The organism is Kaistia nematophila, from assembly GCF_026343855.1.
Classification (GTDB): Bacteria; Pseudomonadota; Alphaproteobacteria; order Rhizobiales; family Kaistiaceae; genus Kaistia; species Kaistia nematophila.
The window spans coordinates 60817-82516 of the sequence record NZ_JAPKNK010000007.1; the positions used below are offsets into that span (position 1 = coordinate 60817).

19 protein-coding genes are annotated in these 21700 nt (G+C 68.1%); 15 read left to right on the forward strand and 4 right to left on the reverse strand.

The window, feature by feature from the left end; translation table 11 throughout:
• Window positions 1-69: 69 nt before the first annotated feature.
• Both OSH07_RS16320 and OSH07_RS16325 read right to left on the reverse strand, forming a co-directional pair.
• Window positions 70-1107 carry a bifunctional riboflavin kinase/FAD synthetase gene (locus OSH07_RS16320; RefSeq protein ID WP_266339744.1) on the reverse strand — a complete coding sequence of 346 codons (1038 nt, stop codon included), beginning with the start codon at window positions 1105-1107 and terminating at the stop codon, window positions 70-72.
• Between the two features lie 131 nt (window positions 1108-1238).
• The gene (locus tag OSH07_RS16325) at window positions 1239-2111 is read right to left on the reverse strand and encodes a TIGR01459 family HAD-type hydrolase (RefSeq protein WP_266339745.1); all 873 of its coding nucleotides are present in this window, start codon (window positions 2109-2111) and stop codon (window positions 1239-1241) included.
• A gap of 471 nt (window positions 2112-2582) precedes the next feature.
• On the opposite strand from OSH07_RS16325, the gene OSH07_RS16330 reads away from it, so the two are divergent.
• From OSH07_RS16330 to OSH07_RS16380, 11 genes are all read left to right on the forward strand, one after another.
• Window positions 2583-4340: a hypothetical protein gene (locus tag OSH07_RS16330; RefSeq protein WP_266339746.1), complete on the forward strand. Its 1758-nt coding sequence runs from the start codon at window positions 2583-2585 to the stop codon at window positions 4338-4340.
• 11 nt (window positions 4341-4351) lie between these two features.
• Window positions 4352-6139, forward strand: coding sequence for a hypothetical protein (locus OSH07_RS16335; RefSeq protein ID WP_266339747.1), 1788 nt, complete (start codon window positions 4352-4354; stop codon window positions 6137-6139).
• Window positions 6140-6301: 162 nt separating this feature from the next.
• A complete protein-coding gene (locus OSH07_RS16340; RefSeq protein ID WP_266339748.1) occupies window positions 6302-7693 on the forward strand; it encodes a sigma 54-interacting transcriptional regulator in 1392 nt (463 codons plus the stop codon).
• A gap of 122 nt (window positions 7694-7815) precedes the next feature.
• On the forward strand, window positions 7816-8400 hold the full coding sequence (locus tag OSH07_RS16345; protein WP_266339749.1) for a hypothetical protein: 585 nt from the start codon (window positions 7816-7818) through the stop codon (window positions 8398-8400).
• 109 nt (window positions 8401-8509) lie between these two features.
• On the forward strand, window positions 8510-9121 hold the full coding sequence (locus tag OSH07_RS16350; RefSeq protein ID WP_266339750.1) for a CDP-alcohol phosphatidyltransferase family protein: 612 nt from the start codon (window positions 8510-8512) through the stop codon (window positions 9119-9121).
• Window positions 9121-10098, forward strand: a complete 978-nt coding sequence (locus OSH07_RS16355; protein WP_266339751.1) for a phosphatidate cytidylyltransferase — start codon at window positions 9121-9123, stop codon at window positions 10096-10098. The genes OSH07_RS16350 and OSH07_RS16355 overlap by 1 nt, the downstream gene beginning before the upstream one ends.
• Window positions 10099-10121: 23 nt before the next feature.
• A complete protein-coding gene (locus tag OSH07_RS16360) occupies window positions 10122-10763 on the forward strand; it encodes a lysophospholipid acyltransferase family protein (RefSeq protein ID WP_266339752.1) in 642 nt (213 codons plus the stop codon).
• Window positions 10764-10970: 207 nt separating this feature from the next.
• Window positions 10971-11273 (forward strand): co-chaperone GroES, encoded by a 303-nt coding sequence (groES, locus tag OSH07_RS16365; RefSeq protein ID WP_266339753.1) that lies wholly within the window; start codon window positions 10971-10973, stop codon window positions 11271-11273.
• A 68-nt stretch (window positions 11274-11341) separates the two neighbouring features.
• The gene (gene groL, locus OSH07_RS16370; RefSeq protein ID WP_266339754.1) at window positions 11342-12982 is read left to right on the forward strand and encodes a chaperonin GroEL; all 1641 of its coding nucleotides are present in this window, start codon (window positions 11342-11344) and stop codon (window positions 12980-12982) included.
• Between the two features lie 246 nt (window positions 12983-13228).
• Window positions 13229-13810: a DJ-1/PfpI family protein gene (locus OSH07_RS16375; RefSeq protein ID WP_266339755.1), complete on the forward strand. Its 582-nt coding sequence runs from the start codon at window positions 13229-13231 to the stop codon at window positions 13808-13810.
• A gap of 35 nt (window positions 13811-13845) precedes the next feature.
• A complete protein-coding gene (locus tag OSH07_RS16380) occupies window positions 13846-14142 on the forward strand; it encodes a ribbon-helix-helix domain-containing protein (RefSeq protein ID WP_266339756.1) in 297 nt (98 codons plus the stop codon).
• 9 nt (window positions 14143-14151) lie between these two features.
• On the opposite strand, the gene OSH07_RS16385 is transcribed toward OSH07_RS16380, so the two are convergent.
• Complete coding sequence (locus OSH07_RS16385) at window positions 14152-14604, reverse strand: nucleoside deaminase (protein ID WP_266339757.1); 453 nt, start codon at window positions 14602-14604, stop codon at window positions 14152-14154.
• Window positions 14605-14720: 116 nt separating this feature from the next.
• Between OSH07_RS16385 and OSH07_RS16390 the strand changes: the two genes are divergently transcribed.
• The 4 genes from OSH07_RS16390 (at window position 14721) to OSH07_RS16405 (ending at window position 19635) form a co-directional block, all read left to right on the forward strand.
• Window positions 14721-16232, forward strand: a complete 1512-nt coding sequence (locus OSH07_RS16390) for a pseudouridine synthase (protein ID WP_266339758.1) — start codon at window positions 14721-14723, stop codon at window positions 16230-16232.
• The gene (rsmD, locus tag OSH07_RS16395; protein ID WP_266339759.1) at window positions 16213-16770 is read left to right on the forward strand and encodes a 16S rRNA (guanine(966)-N(2))-methyltransferase RsmD; all 558 of its coding nucleotides are present in this window, start codon (window positions 16213-16215) and stop codon (window positions 16768-16770) included. Before OSH07_RS16390 ends, rsmD begins: the two co-directional genes overlap by 20 nt.
• Window positions 16771-16864: 94 nt before the next feature.
• The gene (locus OSH07_RS16400) at window positions 16865-18310 is read left to right on the forward strand and encodes a M16 family metallopeptidase (protein ID WP_266339760.1); all 1446 of its coding nucleotides are present in this window, start codon (window positions 16865-16867) and stop codon (window positions 18308-18310) included.
• Between the two features lie 17 nt (window positions 18311-18327).
• Window positions 18328-19635, forward strand: coding sequence for a M16 family metallopeptidase (locus OSH07_RS16405; RefSeq protein ID WP_266339761.1), 1308 nt, complete (start codon window positions 18328-18330; stop codon window positions 19633-19635).
• Window positions 19636-19748: 113 nt separating this feature from the next.
• Here the strand turns inward: OSH07_RS16405 and OSH07_RS16410 are convergent, their stop codons facing one another.
• The gene (locus tag OSH07_RS16410) at window positions 19749-21578 is read right to left on the reverse strand and encodes a monovalent cation:proton antiporter-2 (CPA2) family protein (protein WP_266339762.1); all 1830 of its coding nucleotides are present in this window, start codon (window positions 21576-21578) and stop codon (window positions 19749-19751) included.
• Between the last annotated feature and the right edge of the window lie 122 nt (window positions 21579-21700).

Below are 21700 nucleotides of genomic sequence, written 5' to 3' on the forward strand. Positions count from 1 at the left end.
ACACCTTAGCCTGTGTCCCACTAAACGCAGAAAAGCAGGCAAAATTCCGGCACGGTCTAGGCCGCCCTTCTACCGGATCGGCTCCCCCGGGGCAACACGCACGGTCGGCGCGATCCCGGCCAGGCGCTGGTCGAGCGCGGTGCCCGGGCCGGCCGCCGCAAGGATCCGGCGGGCGTCGAGCGAATCCTGGTCCATCTGCTCGATCAGGGCCTCGATCGAGGCGAATCGCGCCTCGGAACGCAGAAAGGCGTGGAAGGTGACCGCGACGGTCTCGTCGTAGAGCTGCTCGTTGAAATCGAACACATGCACTTCGAGCAGCACGGCGCCGTTGTCGAAGGTCGGCCGGCGGCCATAGCTGGCGACGGCGGGATGCACGCTGCCGTCGGCGCGCGTCAGCGTCACGGCGTAGATGCCGAGCGCCAGGCCGCAATCGGAAGGCAGCCGCACATTGGCCGTGGGATAGCCGAGCTCGCGGCCGCGCTTGTCGCCGTGCTGGACCGTGCCGCTGACGAACCAGCGATAGCCGAGCTCGGCATTGGCTGTCTCGACCGCGCCGCTTTCGAGCGCCTGCCGGACCCGACTCGAGGAAAAGGCGACGCCATGATCGTCCATGACGGCGCCGAGCACGGACATGGTAAAGCCCCGGCGCAACCCCTCATGCGCGAGGAAGGCCGGCGAGCCCTGCCGGTCATGGCCGAAGTGGAAGTCGTGGCCGATGATCGCGGCGGAGATGTCGAGCTGCCGCACCAGAATACGGTCGACGAAGTCGGCGGCGCTGGTCTTCGAGAATTCCTGGTCGAAATTGGCGACGACGATGCCGTCGAGCCCGAAGGCCGCCGCGATTCGCGCCTTGGCCTCGATCGGCGTCAGGCGGAACAGCGGCGTGTCGGGCCGGAACACGCTGCGCGGATGCGGTTCGAAGGTCAGCAGCAGCGAAGGCGTGCCATGGACCTTGGCCTCGCTGCGCGCCGCGTCGAGCAGCGCCTGGTGGCCGCGATGCATGCCGTCGAAATTGCCGATGGCAACCGCGCTGCGCCTGTATTCCGCCGGCAAGGCGTCGAGCGGCAGGATCCTGGCGGCGGGCAGGGGCGCGTGGGCGCTCGTCATGATGGCTCCAGTTGAGCCGGCCGAGGGGGCGACGGCGGCTGCGGCCGGAAACTGGCCTCTCGATCGGACATGGTCAAGCCGTCAGTTTGGTCGCGGGCCGCGGGCGCGTGCGGGAGGCGCCCATTTCTGGCCTACCAGGCGAGATGCGGAATGAAGGCGCGGGCGCCGAGTTCCTTTTCCGCCAGGAAGCGGTGGACGGCAGCCGCTTCCGGCGCCTCGGTCGGGCCGAAGCTGGCCGAATGGATGCCGCCGGTCACGAACAGGACGTCGAGCGCTTGTTCGCACGCGCCGCGCAGGTCGGTTGGCGCGCCGTCGCCGATCGCCACAACCTGTTCCTTGCCGATCGGGCTGCCGAGGATCGCCGCCGCCTTCTTCAGAGCGGCCTCGTAGATCGGCGGATTGGGTTTGCCTGCGACGAAGCTGGTGCCGCCCAGCGCCTTGTAGCGCTCGGCAAGCGAGCCGGCGCACCAGACGAAACGGTCGCCGCGCTCGACGACGATGTCGGGATTGGCGCAGATCATCGGCAGGTCGCGCCGCCGCCAGGCGGCGAAGCGCTCGTCATAGTCGTCCGGCGTCTCGACCGTGTCGTTGAAGAGGCCGGTGCAGGAGATAAGCTCCGCGTCTTCCTCGCCGACCAGCTGCAGTTCGAGCCCCTCGTAGAGGGTCTTTTCGCGCTCGTTGCCGACATGGAAGGTCTTGGCGGCGCCGCGCTCGGCGAGCAGTGCGCGGGTGACGTCGCCCGACGTGACGATGGCGTCATAGCAATCCGGGCTGACCCCGAGCGTGCCCATCTGCTCGACGATGAAATGGCTGGTGCGCGGCGCATTGGTGATCAGCACAACGACGCCACCCTGGGCGCGGTAGCGCTCGAGCGCGTCGCAGGCCCGCGGAAACGACCGCACGCCGTTGTGGATGACGCCCCAGACGTCGCAGAGGACGGCGCGGTACTGGGGGGCGAGCTCCGACAGGCCGGAGACGGCGATGGGCGAGGTCGTGTTGGTCATAAGCGGGGCGTATTGCTTCCGCACGTAAGGGTCAAGCTCGGCTGGCGGGATTGATGGGCGGCCGCATGAATTTGCCGGGCGGCACCATCGTCGCCGTGTTCTGGAAGGCATGGCCTAACAGTTGCCGGAGGACAGCCGATCCACACTTTGTACGATCCGGTGCTGATATTGTACGATCTGGTCATGATCTCGACACGAAGTCGCGATGGGGTGGCGTAGCGTCAGCTTCGGGAAAACTCGGGGGATTTCCGAATTGGTCGTTCGGCTTGTTCGAGGTTCATGATACCCAGTCACCGACCCTTCGCATGTGCCGGCGTCGAAACACGCCGTTCTCCCGTCCGGCAGCATCGCCGGGGCCAGCGCTTTGCGTGCGAAGAGCGCGAGATGACCGGCGGTGATCAGCCGGCCGCTACGATCCTGCCGGCTCCGGCAGGGGGCAACGTCAACTTGTGCAGGGGATAGGGAAGGGGCGTGAACTACATGCCGCCGGACTCCGGGTCGGCCTTCGACCTCGATTCTGTCTCCGCTGCCGAAGCCCGCGCCGCCCTGGACAAGATCTTGCAGAGCGCCGAGTTCGTCGCGTCGCCGCAGCTCTGCGCATTCCTGAGCTATATCGTCGAGGCGCATCTGGCCGGCAACGAGCACCTGCTCAAGGGCCAGATCATCGGCACTACCGTGCTAGGGCGGCCGGAAGGCTATGATTCGCAGCGCGACCCGATCGTCCGTGTCGAGGCCAACCGCCTGCGCCGCACGCTCGCCGCCTATTACGATCGCGGCGGCGCCGAGGACCCGGTGCGCGTCGTCGTCGAGCGCGGATCCTATGTGCCGCGCTTCGAGCGCATCGTACCGGAGCCGCCTCCCTTGCCGGACGCGGCCGCGATGCCGCAACCGCCCCCTGTCCAGCCGGTCTCGGTCGGATTTCGGCCCGGCGCGATCGCCATCGGCGTCATTCTGGCGTCGATTGCCATCGCGCTGCTCGGGGCCGGGTTCTTCCTGAAGTCTGCCCCGGGCGACGTTCCGGCCGGAGGTCCGCGTCTCGATGTCGTGGCTGCGAGGCCGGGGGCCTCCGCCGTGCCGCGGGCGTCGACGCCCTATCTGCCGAGCGTCGAGGTGATGCCCTTCGTCGCGACCGGAACGGCCGCGGAACGGGCCGACGAGCTCGAATCCGGCCTGATGGTGGCGCTGGCGCGCTTCCCCGAACTGCGCGTGCTCACCAATGGCGGTCCGCCGGCGGATTTCCGTATCGAGGGCGACATCGCCTTCTCGGACCGCAAGAGCACCGTCTCCATGCGCCTGTCCTCGCTCCAGACCGCCGAGGTGCTCTGGAGCGCGTCGATCGATATGCCCGTCGCCGAGCTGATGACCCGCGCCGGAGTCGACCGGCTTCTCGCCATCGCGACCACGGCGATCGCGCCGCAGTTCGGCGCCATCGCCCAGTATGTCGCGCGCGGGGCAGGCGGACCACCCGGCGAGATGAGCGGCTATGATTGCCTGATCGAGGCGCAGTTGCACGGGCACCGGCTCGATGACACCAGCTGGCGCCGCGTCGACGATTGCCTCCGCGATATGATCGAGCGCTATCCGACCTTCGCAACGGCCTGGGCCTCGCGCGCGCTGCTGCTGATGGAGCGTTATCGCCTCAATCCCGACACAGCGGCCGCACTCGCTGCCCGGAAGGAGGCGGAGGAACTGGCGCGCCATGCGCTGCAGCTCGAGCCGACCAATGTCCGCGCCATGACGGCGGTGGCGACCGTCGCCTTCAGCAAGGGCGACCTCGAGGCGGCGCGCGATATCGGCCTCAGGGCCATCTCGGCCAATCCGTATGATCCGCTCTCGCGCTCGCAATATGTGCTGGCGCTGATCGCCTCCGACTATCCCGACCAGGCGCTGGCGCAGGCCGCCGCCGCCCGTCAGCTCGATCCCGCCCATGTCTCGTTCTACGATTCGCTGGAACTGCTGGCCCGGGTGGGCCGGCCGGAGGGGCCCGAGCCGGCTTCCGGCTCGGTGATGGCGGATGTGTCGCTCTTGCCTTATGGTGCCGTCGCCCGCGTGCTGGCCTATGATGCCGCCGGTCAATCTGCCGACCGGAACGCCGCCGTGAAGGCGCTGTATGATCTGATGCCCCTGTTCGCCGACGACATGCCGACCGCGCTCAGCCGCCAGTTTCCGCCTTCGCCCTATACGAAGCGGGTGGAGGAAGCCTTGCGCGGCGCCGGTGTCGGAACCTGAGACGGCGCGCCATGACGGAGCCGGCCGATCAGGAGAGGGGGCAGGAGTTCGGGTTCGAGCCCGAGGCCGTCCGCGCGGCACTGGGTCAGATCGTCGAATCCGCCTCCTTCGTCGCCTCGCGCCAGCTGAGCGCCTTCCTCACCTACGTCGTCGAGAAGACGCTGGCCGGCGAGGCGGATCGCATCAAGGCCTATTCGATCGCGACCGAGGCGCTCGGTCGTCCGGAGACCTTCGACCCGGCCTCGGATCCGATCGTTCGGGTCGAGGCGGGACGCCTGCGCAAGGCGCTCGACGCCTACTACCGGACGGGTGGCGCGAACGCGGCGCTGCGGATCGCAATGCCGCGCGGCAGCTATGTGCCGCATTTCGAGCCGATGGCCGCCGAGGCCGAAGGGCAGGCCGCGAGCGAGGCCGCGCCGGCCGAGCCGGTCACGCCGGCAAGGGAAGCCGCCCTGCCTGCGACGGCCGTGTCCGTCTTCGCCGCCAGGACCCTGTGGCGGCTGCGGATCGGCGGCGCGCTCGCGATCGTCGCCTTCCTGATGGCGCTCGGCGTGTTCGGCCTGCGCCATGCGGCTGTGCTGGCGGATGCCGGGCAGGAGGCGGGGACCGCCGCCGTTGCCGTCGCGTCCGTCGCCGCGATGCCGCATGCCGCGCCGGCGCCCGCGACGCGGCCGCTGGCCCCGCGAATCTTCGTGGCGCCGTTCGCGATCGGCGACGAGCCCGCCGTCGGCATATCGGGCCGTCAGTTCGCCGTCATGCTGGCGACGGCGATCTCCCGCTTCGACGAGGTCACGGTGGTGACCCGGATGGACGGCGACGCCGATTATCTGCTGAGCGGCAGGCTGTCGGCCGGGCCCTCCGGTATCTCCGCCGCCGCGCTGCTGACGGACGCCGCCTCGGGCCGCGTGATCTGGTCGTCGCAGGCGACGGTGCCGCGCAACCCCGTCCGGCCGTCCGTGACCATCGCCCAGCTCAAGGACACGATCGCCACCACCATCGCCCAGCCCTATGGCGTGGTGCTCTCCGACCGCCTGGCGAGGACCGATCTCGCCGATGACGGCTTTCCCTGCGTGATCCGCTCTTTCAACTACTGGCGCAGCTTCGCACCGAAGACGCATGGCGAGGTCACCGCCTGCCTGGAGCAGCTCACCAAACGCTATCCCAGTTATGCGCCGCCCTATGCGCAGCTGACCTTCCTCTACCTGACCGAGGCGGAGCTCGGGCTCGATCCGGACCTGCGCCGCGCCACGCTCGACCGCGCCGTGAAAGCGTCGGCGATGGCCGTCCAGCTGGCGCCGACCAGCGCGAGGGCGATGCAGGCGCTTCAGTACACCTATTACGCCGATGGCCAGATGCAGCGCGCCATCGAGGCCGGCAACCGCGCAATGGTCCTGAACCCGCTCGATCCGGACATCCGCGCCTCGCAGGGCCAGATGCTGATCCTCGCCGGCCGCTACCAGCTCGGCATGCGGCTGATCGAGGAATCGGCCAGCAGCAACGCCGCCTATCCGTCCTGGTACGATCTCTATCTGGCGCTGGCCGCCTTCCAGGGGGGCAAGACCGAGACGCTGCGCAAGCTGATGGGCCGCGTCGACCTGCCGGACCATCCGCTCGCCGCCTTCCTGCGCGTGCTGGCCGCCGCCGATCCGGAGGCGAGGCGCGCGGCGATCGCCGGCATGCGTGACCGCTTTCCGGGAATGGCGACGGACCCGGCCGGCGTGCTCGCCCGCCTGGTGCCGAACCCGGCGCTGGTCGACAGGCTGCTGGCGGCGGGCCGGGAAGCGGGCCTCGAAAGCTGAATTTGCGCTGCCCGTTCCGGGGATTGGCGGACGATCCGGAACGTTTTGTTTACCCTGTTCTGAGAAGAATGATCCGTCGCGAAAAATGTTTCGCGGCGGAAGAGGGGTCTTCCAGGCATGGGTTTCGGCGGCGGCTCGCAAGAGCTCGTTCAGGTATTGATCGTGGATGCGGATCCGGTGCAGCGGCGCACCGTTTCGGCGCAATTGTCGGCGCAGGCGGGGCTGCGTTTCGCGCCGACCGCCTTTGCGACGAAGGCCGAGGCGCTCGAACGGCTCGCCGACCGCCCGCATGCGATTGTCGTCGCCGACCTCGAGACCGTCGGCGGCGTCGATGAACTTGGCGGCCTGTCGAGCCATGATTCCTCCGTCATCGCCATGAGCGCGCGCGGCTCCGTCCATGCCGCCGTGGCCGCCATGCGCGCCGGCGCCATCGATTTCCTGCCCAAGCCCTTCGGCGCCGCGGCGCTGCTCGAAAGGCTGAACGCGGCGATCGCGGAGTGGCCGGCCGCCCGGCCCGCCGAGGCGAAGCGCGCCGAGACGCCCGCCGCCCCGAAGCCGGCCGCGACCGGCCTGGCGCGCGAGGATTTCGAGGGCTTCATCGGCCGTTCGGCCGCGATGGGCCTCGTCTACGACCAGATCAGCCGCATCGCGCCGTCGAAGGCGCCCGTTTTCGTCACCGGCGAGAGCGGCACCGGCAAGGAGCTTTGCGCCGAGGCGATCCACGGCCGCTCCGGCCGCGCCGGCGGCCCCTTCATCGCGCTGAACTGCAGCGCGATCCCGAAGGACCTGATGGAAAGCGAGATCTTCGGCCATGTCCGCGGCGCCTTCACCGGCGCGACCGAAAACCGGACGGGCGCGGCCGAACTCGCCGATGGCGGCACGCTGTTCCTCGACGAGATCGGCGAGATGGACCTCGGCCTGCAGGCGAAGCTCCTGCGCTTCATCCAGAGCGGCACCGTCCAGCGCGTCGGCGACGTCACCGCGCGGCGGGTCGACGTGCGCATCGTCTGCGCCACCCATCGCGATCCCTTCGCCGAGATCGCCGCCGGGCGTTTCCGCGAGGACCTGTTCTACCGGCTGCATGTGCTGCCGATCCAGCTGCCGGCGCTGCGCGAGCGCGCCGAGGACATCCTGCCGCTCGCTTCCGCCTTCCTCGCCCGCTACGCGGCGGAGGAGGCGCGCGCCTTCCGCGGCTTCGAGCCCGAGGCGGCGGCGATGCTGATGCGCCACGCCTGGCCCGGCAATGTCCGCGAATTGCAGAACGCGATCCGCCGCGTGGTGGTGCTGCACCAGGGGGCGGAAGTCACCGTCGCCATGCTGCCGCAGACCATCCGGGCCGGGGGCGCGCAGCCGTCGCGAAACGAGTTTGCCGTCGTAGAAACCCGCGCTGCGCCTCAGCTTGTCGCCCCATTCTGGGAACAGGAGCGCTCGATCATCGAGTGCGCCGTCGAGGCGCATGGCGGCAATATCGCGCGCGCCGCGGCCGCGCTGGAGATCTCTCCGTCGACGATCTATCGCAAGCGCCAGGCCTGGCTGGAGCGCCGTACGGCATAAGCCGTTGGCGCACTGAATTAATCCTCATTTGTCGAAGCCCTTGCGCCGGACGCGCCGGAACGGCATGTTCGCGCGAAATGGGGCTGCAGGGCGCTTGCCGCGCCTGAGACGAGGGGAAAGACATGAAGGATCGGGCATCCCGGATCTCCGGGATTGCAATGGCGGGCGCGTTGCTTTTCGCCGCCTGTGGCGCAGCGATGGCCGGCGAGGTCGCCGACAAGGCCGCCGAGGCGGAAACCCTGCTTCAGACCGGCAAGTCCGCCGAGGCGCAGCAGGCGCTCGATGCCGCCGTCGAGGCCTTCTGGAAATCGGCGCCGCTGACGTTCAGGAATGCGCGCTTCGTCGACGCCGCCAAGGGTTTTGGCGACTACACCGCGCATGCCGGCAACAGCTTCGCCCCCTCGGCCAATCTCCAGGTCTATCTCGAGCCGCAGGGCTTCGGCTGGGCGGAAGTCGCGGACGGCTACAAGATCGCCTTCTCCTCCGAGATCGAGATCCGCAATGCGAGCGGCCAGATCCTGACCAGGTCGGCGACGCCGGCGCTGTTCGAGAAGGTCAGCCGCAACAAGAATCGCGAATTCCAGATCACCGTCGGCTTCCAGCTGCCGGCGCTGAAGGCGGGCGATTACGTGCTGGTCCTGAACGTCACCGACACCACGACGGGTCGTTCGGCGCCAGTCGAGCTGCCCTTCACCGTTTCCGGCTGATCGACGGGTTTTGTGACCGGTTTCATAGCCCCGCCGGTGCGGCCGGGAGCATGAAGGGGAGAGCGCCGGGCCGATGCCCGGCGGTGGTTCGACGTGTGCGGCGCTTTGCATGACCTCCGTCTATGATCTGAAGCCGCGCTTCCAGGCGCTGTTGCGACCGCTGGTCGGCGCGCTGGTGGCGCGTGGCGTCACGGCAAACCAGGTGACGATCGCCGCGATGGTCGCGAGCATCGCCACAGGGCTGGCGCTGTGGGCGCTCGCTGGCGTTCGCGCCAGCCTGTTCCTGCTGCCGGTGGTGCTGTTCCTGCGCATGGCGCTGAACGCCATCGACGGTATGATCGCCCGCGAGCACGACCAGAAGAGCCGGCTGGGCGCCATCCTCAACGAGGTGGGCGACGTGGTCTCCGATGCCGCGCTCTACCTGGCGCTGGTGCCGGCGCTGGCGCCCTATGGGGCGCATGGCTGGCCGATCGCGCTGTTCGTCGTCGCTGCGATCCTGACCGAGTTCGTCGGCGTGCTGGTCCAGGCGCTGGGCGCGGGCCGGCGCTATGACGGGCCGATGGGCAAGTCCGACCGCGCTGCGGTGATCGGCGCGATCGCCTTCCTGGTCGGGCTCGGCGTTCCGGCTGGCTGGTGGCTCGACGGGATCATGCTGCTGCTGGCGGCGCTGGCGGTCTGGACCTCGTTCAATCGCGCGCGCCATGCGCTGGGGGAAAGCTGATGCCCGGCACCGCTTCCTCCTTTACCCTGTTCGACCTGCCGTTGCAGATCCTGGCGACGCTGGCGCTCGTCGTGCTCGGCCTCGCCGCCGCGACCATCCTCGTCTGGATGCGCTCGCCGCCGCCGGAGACGGACGAGAAGGCGCAGGAGAAGCGGCGCGAGCTGAAGGCCCGGATCGGCAGCTGGTGGGCGATGGTGGCGCTGCTGGTTGTGGCGCTGGCGCTCGGCCGCACGGCGATGATCGTGCTTCTCGCCTTCGTCAGCTATCTGGCGCTCAAGGAATACCTGACGATCATCCCGACGCGGCGGGCCGACCGCGTCGTCCTCCTCGTCGCCTATCTCGCCGTGCCGATCCAGTATTACTGGGTCGGGATCGGCTGGTACGGCATGTTCGTCATCTTCGTGCCGGTCTACATGTTCCTGATCCTGCCGGCCGCCATGGTGCTGCGCGGCGAGACGCAGGGCTTCCTGAAGGCCGCCGGCACGCTGCACTGGGGGCTGATGATCGCGGTCTTCGCCGTCAGCCACGCGGCCTATCTGCTCGCCGTGCCGCCGCCCGATGCACCGCCCGGCATGGGGGCAGGCCTGCTGGTCTTCCTGCTGATCGCGACCGAGTTCAACGACGTCGCCCAGTTCGTCTCCGGCAAGCTGATCGGCCGGCGCAAGATCACGCCGAGGGTCTCGCCCAACAAGACGGTCGGTGGCTTCCTCGGGGGGCTCGTCGCGACGACCCTGCTGTCGGCGGCGCTCGCGCCGGTCCTGACGCCGATCGGAGCGTGGCAGGCGGCGATCATCGGCGCGCTGCTGGCGACGGCCGGCTTCTTCGGCGACATCGTGATGTCGGCGGTCAAGCGGGATCTCGGCATCAAGGATACCGGCACCATGCTGCCCGGCCATGGCGGCATTCTCGATCGCATCGACAGCCTGGTGTTCACCGCGCCGATCTTCTTCCACGCCGTTCGCTATTTCTATTTCTGAGCCACGGTGAGGCCCGCCCAACGATGACCGCCCGCGACTGCCTGCGTCTCGTCTTCTTCGCGCTTCTGGTGCGGCCGTTCCTGCTGGTGGCGATCGGGCTTTCCGTGCGCCATCGCGCGCGCCTGCCGAAGGACGGGCCGGTGATCATCGCCGCCAACCACAACAGCCATCTCGACACGCTGGCGCTGATGTCGCTGTTTCCGCTGCGCATGCTGCGCCGGGTGCGCGCCGTGGCGGCGGCGGATTATTTCCTCAGGAACCGGGCGCTCCGGTGGTTCGCGGTCGACCTGATCGGCATCCTGCCGATCGAACGCACCAGCGGCCGCGGCGGCGTCGATCCGCTCGCCGATGCGCTGGCGGCGCTCGATGCCGGCGACATCCTGATCCTCTTTCCCGAGGGCTCGCGCGGCGAGCCGGAGATGCGGCAGGCGTTCAAGCGCGGCGTTGCCCACATGGCGCGCCGCCGGCCGGACGTTCCGGTGCTGCCGGTCTTCCTGCGCGGCTTCGGCAAGGTGCTGCCCAAGGGCGACCATCTTCCCGTCCCATTCTTCTGCGACGTGGTGATCGGCGAGCCGATGACCGGCGCGGGCGAAGGCTTCGTGCAGCGGCTCGAGCAGGCGGTCGATGCGCTCGGCCGCGAGACGCCAAGCCCGGAATGGGCCTGAGGCCGGCGTCGCGTCGCCGCCGCCCGCCTGGGTCGGAAGGGCGCGGCGAAAAAAAACTGACGCGATCGGCGATGCGGTCTCCTTGACATCCCGACACCCGGCTCCTAGATCCGTGCGGCTGCTAGCACTCGCCACTGGTGAGTGCCAACGCATCCATTTTGGCGGGTGGTCCCGAGGGATCGCCCTGCACGCGAGGAGAGAACAAACATGGCATTCCGTCCTCTGCATGACCGCGTCGTCGTCCGTCGCGTTGCGTCGGAAGAGAAGACCGCCGGCGGCATCATCATCCCCGACACCGTCAAGGAAAAGCCGCAGGAAGGCGAAGTCGTCGCTGTCGGCCCCGGCGCGCGTGACGACGCTGGCAAGCTGGTCGCTCTCGACGTCAAGGCCGGCGACCGCATCCTGTTCGGCAAGTGGTCGGGCACGGAAGTCAAGATCGACGGTGAAGAGCTCCTGATCATGAAGGAGTCGGACATCCTCGGCGTAATCACTGGCAAGGCTGGCAAGTAAGTCGCGCGGGGGCTCGCCCCCAGACGTGATTTCCCCTTGTTCGCCATAACCTGGAACGGAGCTATTCAATGGCTGCTAAAGACGTAAAGTTCTCCGCCGACGCGCGCGAGAAGATGCTGCGCGGCGTGGACATCCTCGCCAACGCCGTCAAGGTGACCCTCGGCCCGAAGGGCCGCAACGTCGTCATCGAGAAGTCGTTCGGCGCCCCGCGCATCACCAAGGACGGCGTCACCGTCGCCAAGGAGATCGAGCTCGAGGATCGTTTCGAGAACCTCGGCGCCCAGCTGGTTCGTGAGGTCGCTTCCAAGACCAACGACATCGCTGGCGACGGCACCACCACCGCGACGGTTCTCGCCCAGGCGATCGTCAAGGAAGGCGCCAAGGCCGTTGCGGCCGGCATGAACCCGATGGACCTGAAGCGCGGCATCGATCTCGCCGTCGTCGAGGCCGTCAAGGATCTCGAGAAGCGCTCGAAGAAGATCAAGACCTCCGAGGAAGTCGCTCAGGTCGGCACCATCTCCGCCAATGGCGAGAAGGAAATCGGCCAGATGATCGCTTCGGCGATGCAGAAGGTCGGCAACGAGGGTGTCATCACCGTCGAGGAGGCCAAGACCGCCGAGACCGAGCTCGAAGTCGTCGAGGGCATGCAGTTCGACCGCGGCTACCTGTCGCCGTACTTCGTCACCAACTCCGAGAAGATGGTGGCTGAGCTCGACGACCCCTACATCCTCCTGCACGAGAAGAAGCTCGGCAACCTGCAGGCGATCCTTCCGGTCCTGGAAGCCGTCGTCCAGTCGGGCAAGCCGCTCCTGATCATCTCGGAAGACGTCGAAGGCGAGGCGCTGGCCACGCTCGTCGTCAACAAGCTCCGTGGCGGCCTCAAGGTCGCAGCCGTCAAGGCTCCGGGCTTCGGTGACCGCCGCAAGGCCATGCTCGAGGACATCGCTGTCCTGACCGCTGGCCAGGTGATCTCGGAAGACCTCGGCATCAAGCTCGAGAACGTCACGCTGGCCCAGCTCGGCCGCGCCAAGAAGGTCACGATCTCCAAGGAGAACACGACCATCGTTGACGGCTCCGGCAAGAAGAAAGAGATCGAAGCCCGCGTCAACCAGATCAAGGCTCAGATCGAAGAGACCACCTCGGACTACGACAAGGAGAAGCTCCAGGAGCGTCTCGCCAAGCTCGCAGGCGGCGTCGCGGTCATCCGCGTCGGCGGCGCGACGGAAGTCGAAGTCAAGGAGCGCAAGGACCGCGTCGACGACGCGCTGAACGCAACCCGCGCTGCCGTCGAAGAAGGCATCGTCCCGGGCGGCGGCACGGCTCTCCTGCGCGCCAAGAAGGCCGTTGAGAAGCTGAAGAGCGACAACGCCGACGTCGAGGCTGGCATCAAGATCGTGCTCCGCGCTCTGGAAGCCCCGATCCGTCAGATCTCGGAGAACGCCGGCGTCGAGGGTTCGATCGTCGTCTCCAAGGTTCTGGAAGGCAAGGGCGAGACCTTCGGCTTCGACGCGCAGTCGGAGAGCTTCGTTGATCTGGTCGCGGCCGGCATCATCGACCCGACCAAGGTCGTCCGCACCGCTCTGCAGGACGCCGCTTCGGTGTCGAGCCTGATCGTCACCACCGAGGCGCTCATCGCCGACCGTCCGAAGAAGGACGCCGGCATGCCCGCTATGCCTCCGGGCGGCGGCATGGGCGGCATGGACTTCTAAGAAGTCCATTCGCCCTCGGCGAATGAATGCCAAAGCCGGCAACAGCCGGCTTTGGTCGGCGGCAAGGACTTCTAGGAAGTCCTGTCCCCAAGTCTACGAGAAGGGCGCGGCGCAAGCCGCGCCCTTTTCGTTTTGGCCTTCGCCCTGACTGGCTCCTGCGGGTGCGGTAGTATGGGGGTGTTACCTGTTCGTCTTTCCGGCCGGCTACATTTTGCTGGCCTGGGAACGCGTGGAGGAGACCCGTCTATGGCCAAGAAGATCCTTTTCCTCGTCGGCGACTATGTCGAGGACTATGAAGTGATGGTGCCGTTCCAGCTGCTCGCCGCGGTGGGGCATCAGGTCGAGGCTGCCTGTCCGGGCAAGCCCGCCAATGGCAAGGTCGCGACCGCCATCCATGATTTCGAGGGCGACCAGACCTATTCCGAGAAGCGCGGCCACAATTTCGCGCTGACCACCGACTTCGCGTCGGTGAAGGAGGCGGACTACGACGCGCTCGTCATTCCGGGCGGCCGGGCGCCGGAATATCTGCGCCTCGACGACGGCGTGATCGCCCTGGTCAAGGCCTTCGCCGCCGCCGGCAAGCCGATCGCCGCCGTCTGCCACGGGGCGCAGGTGCTCGCCGCCGCCGACGTCATTCGCGGCCGCACCATTTCGTCCTATCCCGCCTGCGCGCCGGAAGTGCGTCTCGCCGGTGGCCGACACGCCGATATTGCCATCCATGACGCGATCACCGACGATATCTTCGTCACCGCGCCGGCCTGGCCCGCCCACCCGACGTGGATGGCACAGTTTCTCGCGCGCCTCGGCACCACGATCAGCCACGCCTGATCGACGCGGCGCGCGATCCCTGGGGAGGGCGCGCCGTGTGTCATATCTTCGCTTCGACCGATCCTGCCTTGTTCGCGCCGGTGACGCGGTCCGTCCGCATCGCCGGCGTCGTCACCAGCATCCGGCTCGAGGCCATGTTCTGGTCGATGCTCGACGAGATCGCCGCGAGCCAGAAGATGCCGACGGCCCGCTTCCTGTCGACGCTGCATGACGAGGTCGTCGAGCTGCGCGGCGAGATCGGCAATTTCGCGTCGCTTCTGCGCGTCATCTGCAGCCGCCATGCCGAGGCGCGCGCCGAAGCCGTCGATCACCGTGGCAGCTCGGCCGCCTAGGAAGCCGCGCTAGCGCCGGTCCCTGAAGAAATCCCGCAGCAAGTCGGCCGCCGTGCTTTCGGCGATGCCGCCATAGACGTCGGGAGCGTGGTGGCAGGTCGGCTGGCTGTAGAAGCGGACGCCGCTCTCGACCGCGCCGCCCTTCGGGTCGGCGGCGCCGTAGTAGAGCCGGCGGATGCGGGCGAACGAGATTGCCGCCGCGCACATCGGGCAGGGCTCCAGCGTCACGTAGAGATCGCAATCGGGCAGGCGCTGCGATTGCAGCGCCGCGCAGGCGGTGCGGATCGCCAGCGTCTCGGCATGGGCGGTCGGATCGTTGAGCTCCAGCGTGCGGTTGCCGTCGGCCGCCAGCACCACGCCGTCGCGCACGATCACCGCGCCGATCGGCACCTCGCCGCGCTCCGCCGCCTTGCGCGCCTCGTCGAGGGCGAGGTCCATGAAGGAGGTGCCGGCGCCTGTCATCTCCGCTCGCATCGCTCGAATTGGCCTGCCATTTTTGAGATGTCGCATTTTGTTTGCACGAAGCCGTATCCACCCGGCCGCAAAATGCTCTAAGGAACCGTTTCAAGGATGGATAGATGAAGCCGCCGCAGAAACGCACGAAGGACAGCGCCGCGCAAGACGACGCAGAGCACGATCGCATCGCCAAGGTATTGGCGCGCGCCGGCCTCTGCTCGCGCCGGGATGCTGAACGATTGATCCAGGAAGGACGCGTCGCCATCAATGGCCGCGTCCTGACCAGTCCCGCCGTCAATGTCGGTCCGAACGACCGCGTCACGGTCGACGACCAGCCGCTGCCGACCCGCGAGCGCACGCGGCTCTGGCTCTACCACAAGCCGCGCGGCCTGGTGACGACGGCGCATGATCCCGAAGGTCGCCCGACCGTGTTCGATTCGCTGCCGGCGCATCTGCCGCGCGTGATCGCCGTCGGCCGGCTCGACATCAATACCGAGGGGCTGCTGCTCCTGACCAATGACGGCGGCCTCGCCCGGGTGCTGGAGCTGCCTTCGACCGGCTGGATGCGGCGCTACCGCGTCCGCGCCTGGGGCGACATCCTGCAGCCCGACCTCGACAAGCTGAAGGACGGTGTCGAGATCGACGGCGTCATGTATGGCGCCATCGAGGGCACGCTCGACCGCATCCAGGGCTCCAACGTCTGGGCGACGATCGGGCTGCGCGAGGGCAAGAACCGCGAGGTGAAGAAGGTTCTGTCGAGCATCGGCCTCGACGTGAACCGCCTGATCCGCGTCTCCTATGGTCCGTTCCAGCTCGGCGACCTCGCCGAGGGCGAAGCCGTCGAGATCAAGGGCCGCGTTCTGCGCGACCAGCTCGGCGAGAAGCTGGCGAAGGAATCCGGCGCCGATTTCGACGCGCCGCTCCGCGAGGAAGAGGAAGCCGCCCGCCGCAGCAACCGCAAGTCCGGCGGCCGCACCATCCATCGCGGCCCGATCAAGCCGCTGGCGCAGGTGAAGCCGACCGGCGAGCGGCCGACGCGCCGCCGCGACGAGGCCGAGGAAGCCGAGACCGGCGGCCGCCGCAGCGGCCGTCCGATCTCCGAGGCGCGCCGTGGTCGCGATGAGCGCCCGGCCGAAGGACGTGGCGAAGGCAACCGCCGGGGTGGCCGCCCGATTTCGGAGGCGCGTCGCGAGGCCAATCGCGGTCGTGACGAACGCCCGGCTGAAGGTCGCACGCCGCGTGGCGAAGGTGGTCGTGGCCGTGGCGAACGTTCGGCCGAATCGGCAGCGCCGGGCCGCACCTCCCATCGCGGCGCTGCCCGGGGCAGGGGCCGTGGTGAGTTTGCCGAGGCTGGCGAGAAGCGCGAGTTCCAGGATGGCAGGCGTTTCGAGGGCAGCCTCCGCAACGCGCGGCCGGTCACCGGACGCAATCCTGACGGCGACAAGCCGAAGGGCGGGCGCGGCGGCTCGAAGCCGGGTCGCTCCTTCGACAAGCGCCCGGTGACGGGCCGCAACCCCGATGGCGACAAGCCGCGTGGCGGCGGCAGACCGGGCGGCCGGCCTTCGAGCGGCGGGCGTCCGGGTGGTTCAGGCAGCAGGACGGGTGGAACGGGTCGTGCGGATCGTCGCCGGTGAGTTTCGGGGCCGCAATCTGGCGGCGCCGCGTACGCAGACGATACGGCCGACGGCCGATAGGCTGCGCGAAAGTCTCTTCAACGTGCTCGCCCATGCCTATGACGACATCGTCGCCGATGCGCGCGTGCTCGATCTCTTCGCCGGCACCGGCGCGCTGGGCCTCGAAGCGATCTCGCGCGGCGCGCGCTACGCCATCTTCGTCGAGGAAGGCGTCGAGGGGCGCGGCCTGATCCGCGACAATATCGAGGCGCTCGGGCTGACAGGGCGGACCAAGCTGCTGCGCCGCGACGCGACCAAGCTCGGACCCGCCGGAACGGTCGAGCCGTTCCAGCTCGTCTTCGCCGACCCGCCCTATGGCAAGGGGCTCGGCGAGGCGGCACTCGCCTCGGCCGTCGAGGGCGGCTGGCTGGCGCCCGGCGCGATCGTCGTGCTGGAAGAGGAAGCCAAGGCCGAAATCGGCGAAATTCCGGGGCTCGAGCGGATCGAGACCCGTCAGGCCGGTGATAGTCAGCTTGTCTTTCTGAAATTTAATGGTTGATTGCGACAATATTGTCTCAATCTGGCCACAGCGGCTTTCTAAGCCGAAGCCTCGAGTGGCACGCCGAGCAACACGCCGAGCAAATCGAGGGTCAATGGCCTCTATTCTCCAGTCGAGGCTGGCAGCGCGCAAGCGCCGTCCAGCCGCCCTGTTCATCGCTGTCGCGATCAGCATGGCAGCCGCCCCGGCCTTTGCGGAAGAAAAGCCCGCAACGCCGGTCCGGGCAGAGCTCAGCGCCGAAGCCAGCCAGCTTCCGCGCATCGCCCCCGACGCCAGCACGTTCCAGCTTGCGAACGGCATGAATGTCGTGGTGATCCCCGATCATCGCTCCCCGATCGTGACCCACATGGTGTGGTACAAGATCGGCGCGGCGGATGATCCGGCCGGCAAGTCCGGCATCGCCCATTTCCTCGAACACCTCATGTTCAAGGGCACCAAGAATCATCCGGCCGGCGAATTCTCCGCCAGGGTCTCCGATGTGGGCGGCGTCGAGAATGCCTTCACGACGGCCGACGCCACCGCCTACTACCAGACGGTCGCGAAGGAACAGCTCGGCATGGTGATGGGCTTCGAGGCCGATCGCATGGAAGGGCTGCAGCTGACCGACGCGGTCGTGCTGCCGGAGCGTGACGTCATCCTCGAGGAGCGCCGCATGCGCACGGACAATGATCCGGGCGCGCAGCTCAGCGAGGCGATGGACGCCGCACTCTACCAGAACCACCGCTATGGCATTCCCGTCATCGGCTGGGCGCATGAGATGGCCGGGCTGACGCGCGAAGACGCGATCTCCCAGTACCAGCGCTACTACACGCCGAACAACGCCCTCCTGGTTGTCGCCGGCGACGTCACGGCGGACGAGGTCAGGAAGCTCGCCGAGGATACCTATGGCAAGCTGCCGCGCCGGTCCGAGCCGGGCGAGCGTCACCGGCCGAAGGAGCCGGAGCCGCTGGCCGAGCGCTCGCTCGTGCTGCGCGACCAGCGTGTGAGCCAGCCGTCCTGGAACCAGATCTATCTCGCGCCCTCCTATAATTCCGGCAAGCCGGGCGAGGCCGAGGCGCTGGACATCCTCGCCGACGTCATCGGCAGCGGGCCGACCAGCCGCCTCTATCGCGCCCTCGTCGTCGAGCAGGGCATCGCCGGCGGCGCAGGCTCCTATTATTCGGGCGACGGCCTCGACTATGGCCGGCTCGGCTTCTACGCGACGCCGCGCGGCGACGTCACGCTGGACAAGCTGAGCGGCGCCGTGGAAGCGGTCCTGAACGACGTCCGCGAGCACGGCATCACCGCCGAGGAACTGGCGCTGGCCAAGAAGCGCACCCGCGCATCGACCATCTACAGCCAGGACAGCCAGGCTTCGCTCGCCCGCATCTTCGGCACGGCCATGATTTCCGGCCAGTCGCTTTCCGACGTGCAGGATTGGGCGCGCCGGATCGATGCGGTGACGCTCTCCGATGTCTCGCAGGTCGCCGCCAAATATCTCGACAAGCGCCGTTCCGTAACGGGTTCCCTTTTGCCTGCGCCGGCTGAAAGCCGCAGCTGACCGACTGAGGAATTAGCATGAAGAAGAATCTTCTGGCGTGTTTCGGCCTCGCCATCGTCGGTCTCGTTGCGTTCGCGCCGGCCGGCTACGCGATGGAAGTCCAGCGCGTCGTCAGCCCCGGCGGCATCGAGGCCTGGCTGGTCGAAGACTATGCCGTGCCGATCGTGGCGGTGAACTTCGCCTTTGCCGGCGGCATCGCCCAGGACCCGGCCGACAGGCCCGGCCTCGCCAACATGCTCTCGGGCATGCTCGACGAGGGCGCCGGCGGCATGGACAGCAAGACCTTCCAGGCGAAGCTCGACGAGCTTTCGATCGGCATGTCGTTCGACGCGGGCCGCGACGACTTCTTCGGCACGTTGAAGACGCTGGCCGAGAACAAGGACGAGGCCTTTTCGATGCTGGCCGACGCGGTGCAGAAGCCGCGTTTCGACAGCGAGCCGATCGAGCGCATCCGTTCGCAGATCACCATCAGCATCAACGAGGCGAAGAAGGACCCGAACTCGGTCGCTTCGGCCGCCATCCGCGAGACAGCTTATCCGGGCCACCCCTATGGCCAGCCGCCGGAGGGCACGGTCGAAAGCATCGCCGCCATCACGGCGAAGGACCTCGAGACCTATCGCGAGCGGGTGTTCGCGCGCGACCACCTGAAGGTCGCCGTTGTCGGCGCCATCGATCCGAAGGCGGTCGGCGCCATGCTCGACCAGGTCTTCGGTCCGCTGCCCGCCACGGGAAAGCTGGCCGAGATCCCCGATATTGTGCCGCATAGCGGCAAGGTCGACATCGACATGCCCAATCCGCAGACGGTCATCACCTTCGGCGGTCCCGGCCCGCGCCGCAACGATCCCGACTTCATGGCCGCCTTCGTCGCCAATCACATTCTGGGCGGTGGCACCTTCTCGTCGCGTCTCTATGGCGAGGTGCGCGAGCGCCGGGGCCTGGCCTACTCGGTCGGCACGACGCTGCTTCCCTTCCGCCATTCGGCCGGCCTCGCCGGCAGCACGGCGACACGCGCGGACCGCGCCGACGAGACGGCGGCGCTGATCCGGAGCGAGATGGCGCGCCTGGCCAAGGACGGCCCTACGGCCGAGGAACTTGCCAAGGCCAAGAGCTTCCTGATCGGCTCCTATGCGCTGCGCTTTGACTCGTCGTCGAAGATCGCCCGCCAGTTGCTGGCGATCCAGCTGGACGATCTCGGCATGGATTACATCGACAAGCGCAACGGCCTCGTCGACGCGGTGACGCTGGAGGACGTTCAGCGCGCGTCGCAGAAATACTTCACCACCGGCACCGAGCTGATGGTCCGGGTCGGCCCTCACGAGAGCTGATCCAGCGTATGCGACATCGCCACTTCCTCGTGGAGGGCGAGAGAGCGCTGCGTGAAAAATAGAAAGGGCCGGGGAAACTCCCGGCCCTTTTGCATTCCCGAGAAGCGGGCGGCTCAGTCCGCCGGCTCGGCCGTCGCCGACTCGGCTTCCTTGTTGAGCGCCCGCGATTCGCGCTTCGGAACGGTGAGCGGCTCGGGCTCGGGCTTGAAGGGCTTGGTCACGAACATGTCGCGGCCAGCCGAGAGCAGGCCGCCCGCCTGCTGCGCCGCGAGCCGCGCGGCGTCTCGTGTGCGCAGGTTCTCGGCGATGTCGGCGATCCGCTCCGGCGCGACGCCGAGGCCTTCCAGCGCGGCGGCGCCGAAGGTGAAGGCCGATTCCAGCGTCTCGCGCATCTGGTAGTTCACGCCCTTCTTCAGCAGTCGCAGCGTATGGCCGCGGTCATAGGAGCGGACATAGAGCTGCACGAACGGGAATTCGGACTGGATCAGCTCGACGATCTTGTCCGTGACCTCCTGCTTGTCGGTGCAGATGGCGACGATCTGCGAGCGCTCGATGCCGGCGGCGCGCAGCACGTCGAGCCGGGTGCCGTCGCCGAAATAGACCTTGAAACCGAAGCGCGAGGCCGCGCGGATCATCTCGGCGTCCGAATCGATCGCCGTCACGTCGACGCCCTCGGCGAGCAGGAACTGCGCCGAGATCTGGCCGAAGCGGCCGAAGCCGATCATCAGCACGCGGCCGCCGGCGCCGTCGAAATCCTCGTCGAGCTGCTCGGGCGTCGGCGGCGGCAGCAGCCATTTCAGCGACAGCACGACCAGCGGCGTCAGCGCCATGGAGAGGATGATGGTGGCGGTCAGCATGGCGTTGACCTCGCCGGTGAAGATGCCGGCCCCGGCCGCCGCCGCATAGAGGACGAAGGCGAACTCGCCGCCCTGCGCCAGCAGCGCGGCGCGGGTCATCGCCTCGGCATGGTCCGCCTTCAGGAGCCGGGCGACGACATAGATGCCGAGCGATTTCAGCGCCATGTAGGCGATGACCGCGAGCAGGATCGTCTGCCAGTGCCGCGCGATGACGCCGAGATCGAGCGACATGCCGACGCTGAGGAAGAACAGACCGAGCAGGATGCCGCGGAACGGCTCGATATCGGCCTCGAGCTGGTGGCGGAAGCTCGATTCCGACAGCAGCACGCCGGCGAGGAAGGCGCCCATCGCCATCGACAGGCCGCCGACCTGCATGGCGAGCGCGGCGCCGAGCACGACGAGCAGCGCCGCCGCCGTCATCACCTCGCGCGCCTGCACGTTGGCGAGGATGCGGAACATCGGGTTGAGCAGCCAGCGCCCGGCCGCGATCAGGGCGGCGAGCGAGCCGATGGCGATCAGGATCGACAGCCAGCGCGAATGCTCCTCGCCGGTCGAGCCGTGCGAGCCGAGCAGGGCGACGATCGCCAGCAGCGGCACGATGGCGAGATCCTCCAGCAGCAGGATCGAGATGACGCGCTGTCCGGCCGGCGTCGCCGTGTCGCCGCGCTCCTCCAGGATCTGCATGACGATCGCCGTCGACGACAGCACGAAGCCCATGCCGGCGATGAAGGCGACGGCCGGCGCGAAGCCGGCGGCGATGCCGAGGCCGGTCAGCAGCGCGCCGCAGGCGATGACCTGGGCGAGGCCGAGGCCGAAGATCTCGCCGCGCAGGCTCCAGAGCCGCGACGGCCGCATCTCGAGGCCGATGATGAACAGGAACAGCACGACGCCGAGCTCGGCGACATGCAGGATCGCCTGCGGGTCGGTGAAGAGCCGCAATCCGTAGGGACCGATGACCAGGCCAGCGGCGAGATAGCCGAGCACCGTGCCGAGGCCGAGCCGCTTGGAAATGGGCACCGCGATCACGGCGGCGCCGAGAAGCGCCACCAACTGGACGAGATCGGTTCCCTGGGTATCGACCGACATGAAGGCGCCTCGGCTATGTGCTGTAAACGGCGCCACGATGGAGCGTCCACCGCTGCGGCGCAAGGCGCGAGAGGGGCCTGCGAAGCGATTGGGCAGTCTCTCCTGGGGGCGACCGCGCGGCG